The sequence below is a fragment of the Devosia sp. genome (assembly GCF_034675085.1).
Classification (GTDB): domain Bacteria; phylum Pseudomonadota; class Alphaproteobacteria; order Rhizobiales; family Devosiaceae; genus Devosia.
In genome coordinates this window covers 1-9849 of sequence record NZ_JAUCDN010000110.1, presented here as the reverse complement: position 1 = coordinate 9849, position 9849 = coordinate 1, and the positions used below count along the sequence as shown (strand labels likewise).

The following is a 9849-nucleotide window of genomic DNA, read 5'->3' as shown; positions in this document are numbered from 1 at the left end:
AAGCTGACGGCGGGTTCGAAGCCGAGATCGCGCCGGATGGCGGTCAGGTCCGCGTAGCAGTGGCGGATATCCCCGACGCGGAAATCACCGCTGACGCGGATGGGCGCGGAAAAGCCGGCGAGCCCGGTCAGGGTCTGGGCCAGCTCGAGCAGGCTGGTGGGAACGCCCGAGCCGACGTTATAGACGGCGCCCGAGGGGGTGTCGGCCTCCATGACCAGCAGCAGGGCGGCGACGATATCGCTGATATGGACGAAGTCGCGCGATTCCTTGCCGTCTTCATAGACATTGATCTCGAGCCCCTGGCGCGCCCGGTTGAACAGGATGGACAAGACGCCCGTATAGGGGTTCTGCAAGGATTGGCCTTCTCCATAGACGTTCTGAAAGCGCAGGATGGACGCGGTGACGCCCAGGCCGGGGCAGGCGCTGGACACCAGCATTTCCTGGGCCATCTTGGTGGCGGCATAGACCGAGGCAGGCCGGGGCGGCAAATGCTCGGGCGTGGGCACCGGCTCCAGGGTTTCTCCCGTCTCGTCGGTGAAATCCCATTGGCCTTTTTGGAGTTGCGCCTGGCTGCGGGCGGCGGGCTGGATCAGACGGTCGGGTCGCGAGGGGGCCACATAGGCGCCTTCGCCGTAGATGGAGCGGCTGGAGGCCAGGATCAGCCGGCGCGGGCGCGAGGGGGCCTGGGCGATGGCTTCGAGCAGGGCGGCGGTGCCCATCTCGTTGACGTCGACATAGTCGGCGATGCGATACATCGATTGCCCCGTGCCGGTTTCGGCCGCCAGATGGAAGACCACCTCGACGCCGTCCAGCAATTCGGGGCTGTGCCGCAGGCTGCGGACGTCGCGGCGGCGCAGGACAGTGCCGGGCACCGGCTCGTAGGTGGGCAGGTCGCCGTGGATCTGGGGCGAAAGCGGATCCAGAATGACCACCTCATGTCCGCGGGCCAGCAGGGCTCTGGACAGGGCCGAGCCAATGAAACCACCACCCCCGGTAATCAGGATTCGCATCTTTTCTTCCTTGCTTGACTGTCTGCTTTGCGGGATGGCGCGGCCGGCCTCAACCGGCTGGCAGCGGCGTCGTCCCGATTGGTTTGGCCGGGATGCCGACCACGGTCACCTGCGCCGGCACGTCCTTGACCACCACGGCATTGGCGCCCACCGTGGCGCCCGCGCCGATGGTGACGGGGCCCAGAATCTTCGCCCCCACCGAGAGGGTCACGTTATCGCCGATGACGGGGCGGGTGGCCAGATCATAACCGAAATCGGCAGCGCGGGCGCCCAGCGTCACCTGATGAAAAATGGTCACATTGCTGCCGATCTCGGCGGCGCCGAGCACGGTGCCCTGCGGGTGGGGCAGGACCAGCCCCGGGCCGATCCGCAGGCGGGCCGGCACTTCCAGGTTGAAGACGACGAAATTGAGCAGGCTGAGGAATTTGGCCAGGATCCCGTGGCCGGTTTCGTGGGCGATGTTGGCCGCGCGCAGCAGCACATTGGGCAAGAAGCGGGGCGAGAGCAACTGCCAGGGCCGCAAGCGGGAGGCAGGCTGGCCGGACAGTGCGCGCAGCCGGGCCCAGTCCTGCGCCAGCAGGTCGAGCCGACGCGACCGCGCCGGTGCAGGAACCCGGCGGGCAAGGGCCGTCGCCATGCACAGTCCATAGACCAGGGAGAATTGCGGCGCGGAGATATTGTATTGAAACAGATAGATGAGCGGTACGCTGTAGAGGGCCCAGCGGGCGACGAGGCCTCGCGGCGTGGTGTAGAAGCGCCAGAGCAGCGCGGCGATCAGGGGCAAGGCCAGCAGGCCGAGCTGGAAGGTCAGGATGCCCCAGCCGGAAGGGACGCCATTGCCGCTGAGATCGACCACCCAGCCATGGCTGGCCAGAATGGCCTGGCGGGCCTGCATCCAGGCGTCCTGCGACAGGCCATGGGGCATGAAGAATTCGGAGATTTGCCACAGCATCGATGACAGCATGCCGCCCAGCCGCATGTTGACGCTGTAATCAGCCATCAGAATGCTGGCCGGATCGGCGAGGAACCGCCGGGCCAGTTCCATCATCCGGCCGCCAAAGCCTTCGGGGACCAGCCAAAGGAAGGCAAGGCCGCCAAGGGCCAGGGCGATGCCGCCCAGCACGAGACTGATCCTGCGGCTGAAGAGGGTCGCCAGCGGCAGCGCCAGGGCCAGCACCATGGCGCCACTGGCCGAACGGGCCAGAAGCAGGGCGCTGGCCAGGCATAGCAGCGCCCAGAAGCGCCGCCCCATCAGGGCAAGCGCAGCGCTCAGGCTGATCATGTGAAAGGCGTGGTGAGTGGGCTCGGGCGCCAGCCCGACGACGCCGCGCCCGGAGGCGGCGATATCGCCGACATACTGGCTCCAGGCGCCCAGCACACCTGTGGCGAAATCCGGCATCTTCAGGGCCTGGACCGCGGCTATGCCCAGCCAGAGGGCGGCTGAGATGCGCAGCGTCAAATCGACGGCGCGGCGCTGCTCGCGCGCCATCACCAGCACGGCCGGGGCGATGATCAGGGGCGTGAGGTAATTGAGCAGGTATTTGAGCTCCTGCGGGCCAAAGCCGGGATATGCCGTAAGCAGGAAGGCCACCAGCCCGCATGCCGCCAGCCCGATCAGGGCAAAGCGGTCGGGGGGCAAGGCGATGGCGAGGCCGCGGGCGCCGGTAACCAGCAGGATCAGGCTGGCGACGAAGAGGGGATAGGGCTGGGTATAGCTGTCGCTGGGCAGCGGCTGCACATAGGGAAAGGCAATGGTCAGGACCAGAACTGCGGCAAGAACGGGCATCTAGCGCTCATCGGCTGGCACTGGACGTGCATTGGGGTTGGCCAGAATGGCATGGAGCAGCAAGCCGGCCTGGACGAGTCGCGCCAGGAAAACCGCCGCCACGAAGCCTTCCACGGAAAGCCCGAACCGCCATGCCAGCAGGCAGCCAACGGCGAAAACCATGCTTGAGGCCCCGCTTGCGGTCAATACGGCATGCTCGAGATCTTTTGAGATCAGCACGAATTCGAGCAATTGATAGATTTGAATCAGGCTGATGCCGCCCGCCAGAAGGATGGCGAGTGTCGAAATGTCATATTTCTCGAAAAAGCCGGGTGGGAAGCCCAGCCTTTGCAGCAGGAACATGCCCAGAATCAGGCCTAGCGTCAGCATGGCTTGCCCGAGAAGGGCGTTGCGAAAAATAGCTAATCCGCTCACCGTCGTGGAGCCAGTGAACCTGGCCTTGATGATGAGGGGGCCGACCCGCTGGTTCAGAATGACCATGGTGATCTGCCCTACCTGATAGAGCAGGGCGATGACGCCATAGGTTCCCGCCGCCACTGCCCCCAGGGTGAGACTAACGATGGATCGGTCGACCAGGGAGAGCGACGAGGAAAGAATATTGGCGGCATAGAGCCGCTTACCGCCGCTCGCTTCGAGAGGCTCACTGACGATTGTGGCGGAGGTTTCATCGTCGGCGGAGAGCAGGGAACTCGCTTGCAGGGCGGCAAAGGCCAGGGAAAGGGCTATGGCAACGATGTCGCCGACTAATGCCCCTTGCCAGCCAAAGGCGTAGCCGCCGATGCAGGAGGCGGCCAGGACCAATACCGATCGGACTACGGTAAAATTTTGGAGGGCGCGGATATTTTCCGAGGCGCGAAAGATAGAGGCCATCAAGGCCAACAGTGAGGTTCCCAGTCCCAGGCCTGCCGTAACCAGCGCGAAGAGCGGGTCGAATCCTAAGTCGATGATGCCGGCCAGAATCGCCGTCGTGATGCCAAGCGCGACAAAACGGGCGGTCTGCGAAAGGGCGATGCGCCGGGCATGGAGCGGGATCTTCTGCTTCTGGCCATTCACCCAAAGACGTGGAAAATGCTTGGTGGTTGCCTCGACCTGGCCGAAGCTCAGCAACATTCCCGCCAGCGTGGCCAGCCCGAACAGCGAGACATAGGCACCGAAATTGGCCGGGTGCAGGATTTGCGCGAGCGCCAGCATCTTGCCGAAGCCCAGGGCGGAGGCGAGCATCATCCAGACGAAATAGGCGCTCATGAGCCCCTGTCTCGATGCGAATCGCCTGGTGTGCTGCGGGGGTCGCCGTCGACAAGCTCATTGTCTATGGCGGCGACCAGCCGGTCGAGATTGTCGGGCTCGAATAATATCTGGGACGGTTGCGGGTCGCCGCGATAGGCGTGGGTGCCGAAATCGATCAGGCGCTCGGTGAGGGCGACGCGTTCGTTCTGGGGCGTATAGCTTGCCGGATCGTTCAGGGCCTCTCCCAGATGCGCGTAGGATGCGAGCGCCACCGCGCCGGGGAAATTGCGGAAAAAGACGTCGCCCGCCACCAGCACCCGCCGCCCGATCAGCAGGGCGTCCATGCCCATGGTGGAGGAGATAGTGACGCAGAGGCCGGCGCGCTTGAGCAGTTCCCGCCCGCTCTGGCGGCCATGCACGAAACGCAGATTGGCGTAACGCTTGCGAAGCCGGCGCCAGGGCTTGAGGCCCAGCGCGCCGAACTGGTTGGGGTGCTCCTTCACCCAGAGCAGCTTGCCGGGCGGCAGGGCCTTGAGGATGGTTTCGACAAAGGAGGTCTGGCTGACGATTTCCGGCGCATAATAGAGCAGGGATGCCTCCGGCTCATATTGCAGCGGATAGACCACGTGATCGGCCGAGGCGGTTTCGGGCATCCCGTCATAGATGCGCGGCGGGGTCAGCAGGGAGCGCATGTAGCGGGTATGCTCGCTGACCGAACCTGCGGTGATGAAGTCGGCGCCGCGCGGGAAGAGCGCGCGCTTGAGTGCGGCCCGCCCCAGCCGCGCCGCCTGCAGCCCGATGCTGGTCAGGCCCGGCTTGAGCACCAGCGGCATTTCTCCGCGCCGCTGTTTGAAATAGCCCAGCCGCGTGTTCTTCACCCCCGAAAAGGCATAGTGATAGGCCGGTCCGGCCTTGTCCCCGACCACGCCGCCCACATAGGCCTCCACCGTCTGGCGCAGGCGCTGCGCTTCCGGCTCCTCGAGAGTGCCATTGCGCTGCGGCGTGCTCATATTGGCGGCGTTGGCGAAATAGAAGTAGTCGGGGAAATAGGTGTTGCCCCAGAGCAGGGGCTTGGTGCCGTTGCTGCGGCAGTAATAGAACAGCAGATGGGTGATGAAGAGCGCCACCGGCTCGCTGACAAAGGCGTCGAAATGCTGGCGGGCGAAGAGTTCGCGCACGGCCCCGTCGAGCAGGCCGGCGATCCTGAGCCGTGTGCCATGGTCGAAATGGGGCAGGTATCGATCCGACTGGATGGCCGACCAGGAAAATCCCGTCACCGCCCGCATGTCTTCCGGCTCGCGCCAGAGAGGCGTCTCATTCGACAGGCCTTCGCGGATGACGGCCTCGAGATTGAGGACGACCTCGCCGCCCTGCGCCGCGATGCTGCGCGCCTCGGCGTCGGTCTGCACGATATGGTGGTAGCGTGTATCGGAGTGCCGCTTGCCCAGGGCTGGCAGCAGATGGGCCAGATAAGACCGCGACAGGCACAGGACATGGCGTGTCACTTTTCCGCTTTCTCCCTGCCATTCAGAAAATCGGCCAGCCCGTCGCCAGCCAGCACCTTCCCGGTCCCATAGAGGCTCAGATGGCTGTTGTCGATAAAGAACAAATCCTTGTCGTCCCGATAAGCGCAGGTCTGGCTTGCGGGATCGCAGAACAGGCCGACCGCATCGATATAGTGTACCCGGTCGTTTTTCGGCAGCATGGTCAGTGCCGTATCGTGCAATCCGGCATTGATGGTGAGCACCTCGGTTGTGAACTCGGTGCTGCGGTGCCGGACATTGCGGCGGTAGATATCGGGCACTGGCGAGTAAAAGACCGGGGAGGCGCCATAGACCACGATGCGCGCCTGCGTGTCGGCCAGGATGCGCTCCATGGTCGATGCGAGGTTTTCCATCTGCCCGTCGATTTCCTGCTGCCCCCACCAGGAGGCAATGAAAATGACGTCGAAATCGCCCGTCTCGATGAGGCGCATCCTTTCGGCATTGATGGCGGCGCAGGCTTCCGGCCGCACCACGATGGGCAGGCCGGGATTGAACGGGCAGGAACTGGCGGTGAACTCGCTGACTGACAGCTCCGGCATTTCGTTGAGACTGCGCGAAAAGCCGGCGCCGAAAGAATCGCCCACCAGAAGCACGCGTACGCGGCCATCGGCAGGCGCGATGCACAGGTCGGGCCTGAATTCGGCCAGGCTTTCTCCAACGAAGCAGGTGCCGTCCTTGCGTTGCAATTGGGCGAGATAGCTGTCCTTGGTTCCGTCTCCGAAGCCGAACCCGTTAAGGGTCGCCCAAAGACCGCCAGCGAGCAGCATCGTGCCTGCCCAACCGACAAGGAGCAGGCGCATCGGTGCGCCCGATGTCGGCTTCCTGCCGTAGGGGCGTTCGATGAAGCGATGGGTGAGATAGGCCAGGGCGATGCTGAGGCCGACCAGCACTATGGTGGCGAGAATGGAAAGCTCGAAGCGCCCGACCAGATAGAGATTGGCATATTTGCCGAGGGTGAGGACCAGCCAGTGCCAGAGATAGAGCGGATAGCTGATGAGGCCCAGGGTGACCATCAGGGGGTGGGACAGCAGCCGGCGGTTGAACCAGGCTTGGGGGCCGGTGGCAATGAGCATGGCCGAGCCCAGCACGGGAAGGATAGCCCGCCAGCCGGGAAAGGCGTCCGCCTTGGTATACCAGGCCATCAAAATGACGGTTAGGGCCGCTCCGCATAGGGAAATGATGTTGCGGCTGCGTTGGGAGAACTGAAGGCGGGGAAGCAGCAGGGCGACCAGGGTGCCAACGGCCAGCTCCCAGAAGCGGGTGACGGGCAGATAGAAGGCGGCCACCGCGTCATGGTTTGTCCAGATGATGCAGGCCAGCAGCGAGCATCCAGCTATGGCGGCGATGAAGGCAAAGCGATATCGCGGCGCCAGGCGCCAAGCCAGAAGCAGCACCAGGGGCCAGAACAGATAGAACTGGCCCTCTATGCCCAACGACCACAGATGCAGCAGCGGCTTGGTCTCGGCTGCCGGATCGGTATAGCCCGTTTCCGACCACAAGAGCAGATTGGGGAAGAACAGCAGCCCGGCGAGTATGTGCCGGCAGAAGCTGACGAAATCCTCGGGAACGAAGAGGAAGGCGGCCACGGGCAGGCCCGCCAGCAACACCGCGACCATAGCCGGAAGCAGGCGGCGGACGCGCCGCAGCAGGAAGGCGAAATAGTCGAATTTGCCCTGGTCCAGCTCACGCGCAAGGATGGAGCCGATCAGGAAGCCGGAAATGACGAAGAAGACGTCGACGCCGATATAGCCCCCGCCCAGCAATTGGGGGAAAGCGTGGAAGATGAGGACGCCAATGATCGCCAGGGCCCGCAGGCCGTCGATGTCGCTGCGATAATAGGGGTTTCCCGGCCTCTCGCTCACGGATAGCCCTTGCCGACGGTGATGTAGCGGTCGGCTTGGCCGCGGTTCAGCTGGTCGGTGGGGCGGAAGAGGTCGGTGGGGGCGGTGGGGTCGCCCGGGCCTTCCTGTGTGCTCCAGCCCTTGAAGCGCCAGTCGCCGGGGGCCTGCTCTTCCCAGAACGCGGGGTTGCGGTGCTCGTTCATCATGAAGGCCAGGCCGGTGGGATCGATACCCAGCCAGTCGCAGAAAAGATCGACATGGCCGGGCTCGGCCTGCTCGTGGCGGCGCACCAGGGCGACGGCCTGATCGCGGGTCAGCCGGCCGTGGCGGATTTCGCGGCTGGCATGGTCGGTTACCTTGGAATAGCCGTGCTTGTAGAGCTTGAGCACGTCATGCAGGCCCATGAAATTATAGCAATCGACGTGATCGTAGCAGTCGAAAGTGCGGCTGAACGAAGCGCTGCGATAGTCATGGGTGGCCATCATCTGCTCGTGCTGGGCCTTGGGGTCCCAGCGCACGAAATTGGACAGATAGATGCCGCGCACGCCGATTTCGGCCAGATCGGCGTCGGCGGGATAGCGATATTGCCAGATATCGGCTTCGGTAAGCGTATCGAAGATCGAGAGCAGATCGTCCGCTTCGGCGCCCATCAGGTCGTGGTCCCAGCGATAGCGGCGGGTCATTTCGGCTTCGTGCTCATGGCTGAACATGCCCACCTGCTCGACGCCCTGATGGGCGCCCCAGATGATGAGCGGGATGCGGTAGTTGACCGCGGTCTGCACCGGAAAAACCGTCTGCCCGGCCAGGTTCGGCCAATAAAGGCTGCCCAGCCGGCGCAGCGTGGTGCGCACGATCTTCTTGACCGAAACCGGGTTCACGTTCTGCTGGATGAGATCGCAATTGAAGCGGATGCGCAGATTGGCGAGGTTGCGAATGCCCAGCGGCGTGTTGAAATACTTGTTGTAGGAGACCAGCAGCGGGTTGAGCCCCAGCCGCTCCTTGACCAGGTGGACGAGAAAATAGGAGTCGCCTGCGCCCGAGACCGGCACGATGCAGTCATAGGTGTCGCCGCCGCGGCTGCGATAGGGCGCCACCAGCTCTTCCAGCCTGCGCCAGCGCGCCTCCCAGTCGAGCCGGTCCTTTTCCTCATGCACGCGGCACCCAGAGCAGATGCCCTCCTCGTCGATGGTGAGCCCCAGCGGGTGGGAGGCGTGATAGAGGCAGCGGCGGCAAACATTGGGGGCGGTCAATTGGCTGTCCATCTGTTGAACGAATGGGGGCGCAGGGCGATATCGCCCAGATCCCGCTTCAAGAGGCGAATGGCGTGTTCCCGATAGCTCAGGGCGTTGCCGATGCCGGCCGCCGCCACCTGTTCGTGCAGCAAAACGGTGCGCAGCAGATCGGCACTGGCGAGCCCCCCGAAGGGGATGAGCGGGATTTTCGGGTCGGGAAACCGCTCGATCAGCTCGAGATCGAAACCGGTTCCGCCCTCGCCCCGCCAGTTGATGACCATGGCCTCGGCGATGGCACCCGATTTGAGCAGGTCGAGCAGAGGCGGCACGAATGGCGCGGCGTGGCGCTTTCGGTAGTCATAGTGGAGCAGGCCCTCCGGGCCGGATGAAACGGGCAGGGCGGCGATCACGGCCTGTGCGCCGAGCCGCTCGGCCAGTCCATCCACTTCCGTGGGGTTGTCACGCAGCATGGCGTCCACAACCACGCGGTCGGCCCCGGCGGAAACCGCCGCCACGCCGTCCCGGCTCTGGGCAATGCCGCCGCCATAGACCAGGGGCGTGGTCAGCCCCGCCGCCGCCACCCTTTCGATGGTTGCGTAGTCGGGGCCGGCGCCGGAAAGGCTGCGATCGATGCAGGAAAGCAGAATTTCGTCGGCGCCCCAGCGATCGAGATTGCGCGCCAGCACCTCGGGCCGCCCCAGTGGCAGATAGCGCCCATAGCCGAAGGATTGCACCGCCCAGCCGTTGCGTACGGTGATGACGCCGATCAGACGCTTACCCAGCATCGCCAAGCCCCTCTATCACCTGCCTGAGGATATGCGGCCCCGCCGCCTGGCTCTTTTCGGGGTGGACTTGCAGGCCCACCAGATTGCCCCGGCGCACCGCGACGGTGAAGGGCGTAAAGGGCCCGCCCAGCCGCGCCACCCCGATGCAATATTCGGGCGAGGTGTGCATTACATAGGAATGGTTGAAATAGAGCGAGCGGCCGTCGCCGGGCATAAGCAGGGGATCGTCGTGGAGGACTTCCAGCGTGTTCCAGCCGATATGCCAGCGGGCATCCTGCAGGGGCTCGACAAAGCCGGGAATGAGCCCCAGGCCCGGCGTGGACCGGATCTCGCTGGAGCGGTCGGCCAGCAATTGCATGCCCAGGCAGATGCCGACGATGGGCTTTCCCGCCTCGGCGCGCTCTTGCAGGTACTGGGTCATGCC

At 64.4% G+C, this 9849-nt stretch carries 8 protein-coding genes; all 8 read right to left on the bottom strand.

Annotated elements, in window-relative coordinates; genetic code table 11:
* Nucleotides 1-1010, bottom strand: a 1010-nt coding sequence (locus VDP82_RS08850) for an NAD-dependent epimerase/dehydratase family protein (protein WP_323014485.1), incomplete at its 3' end; no start/stop codon positions are given.
* A gap of 49 nt (nucleotides 1011-1059) precedes the next feature.
* Complete coding sequence (locus VDP82_RS08845) at nucleotides 1060-2796, bottom strand: serine O-acetyltransferase (RefSeq protein WP_323014484.1); 1737 nt, start codon at nucleotides 2794-2796, stop codon at nucleotides 1060-1062.
* Entirely contained in the window at nucleotides 2797-4041 is a 1245-nt protein-coding gene (locus VDP82_RS08840) for a hypothetical protein (RefSeq protein WP_323014483.1), read from the bottom strand.
* The gene (locus VDP82_RS08835; protein ID WP_323014482.1) at nucleotides 4038-5528 is read right to left on the bottom strand and encodes a hypothetical protein; all 1491 of its coding nucleotides are present in this window, start codon (nucleotides 5526-5528) and stop codon (nucleotides 4038-4040) included. The genes VDP82_RS08840 and VDP82_RS08835 overlap by 4 nt, the downstream gene beginning before the upstream one ends.
* Nucleotides 5525-7429 carry an acyltransferase family protein gene (locus VDP82_RS08830; protein WP_323014481.1) on the bottom strand — a complete coding sequence of 635 codons (1905 nt, stop codon included), beginning with the start codon at nucleotides 7427-7429 and terminating at the stop codon, nucleotides 5525-5527. Before VDP82_RS08830 ends, VDP82_RS08835 begins: the two co-directional genes overlap by 4 nt.
* Complete coding sequence (locus tag VDP82_RS08825; protein WP_323014480.1) at nucleotides 7426-8658, bottom strand: N-acetyl sugar amidotransferase; 1233 nt, start codon at nucleotides 8656-8658, stop codon at nucleotides 7426-7428. The genes VDP82_RS08830 and VDP82_RS08825 overlap by 4 nt, the downstream gene beginning before the upstream one ends.
* A complete protein-coding gene (locus VDP82_RS08820) occupies nucleotides 8655-9425 on the bottom strand; it encodes a HisA/HisF-related TIM barrel protein (protein WP_323014479.1) in 771 nt (256 codons plus the stop codon). Before VDP82_RS08820 ends, VDP82_RS08825 begins: the two co-directional genes overlap by 4 nt.
* Nucleotides 9415-9849 (bottom strand): imidazole glycerol phosphate synthase subunit HisH (gene hisH / locus VDP82_RS08815; RefSeq protein WP_323014478.1); only part of this gene is annotated, 435 nt, incomplete at its 5' end. The genes VDP82_RS08820 and hisH, both read right to left, overlap by 11 nt.

Excerpts from the sequence above, each read along its gene's own strand:
- VDP82_RS08845 (WP_323014484.1), bottom strand. The coding sequence starts at position 2,796 with ATGCCCGTTCTTGCCGCAGTTCTGGTCCTGACCATTGCCTTTCCCTAT.
- VDP82_RS08840 (WP_323014483.1), bottom strand. The coding sequence starts at position 4,041 with ATGAGCGCCTATTTCGTCTGGATGATGCTCGCCTCCGCCCTGGGCTTC.
- VDP82_RS08820 (WP_323014479.1), bottom strand. The coding sequence starts at position 9,425 with ATGCTGGGTAAGCGTCTGATCGGCGTCATCACCGTACGCAACGGCTGG.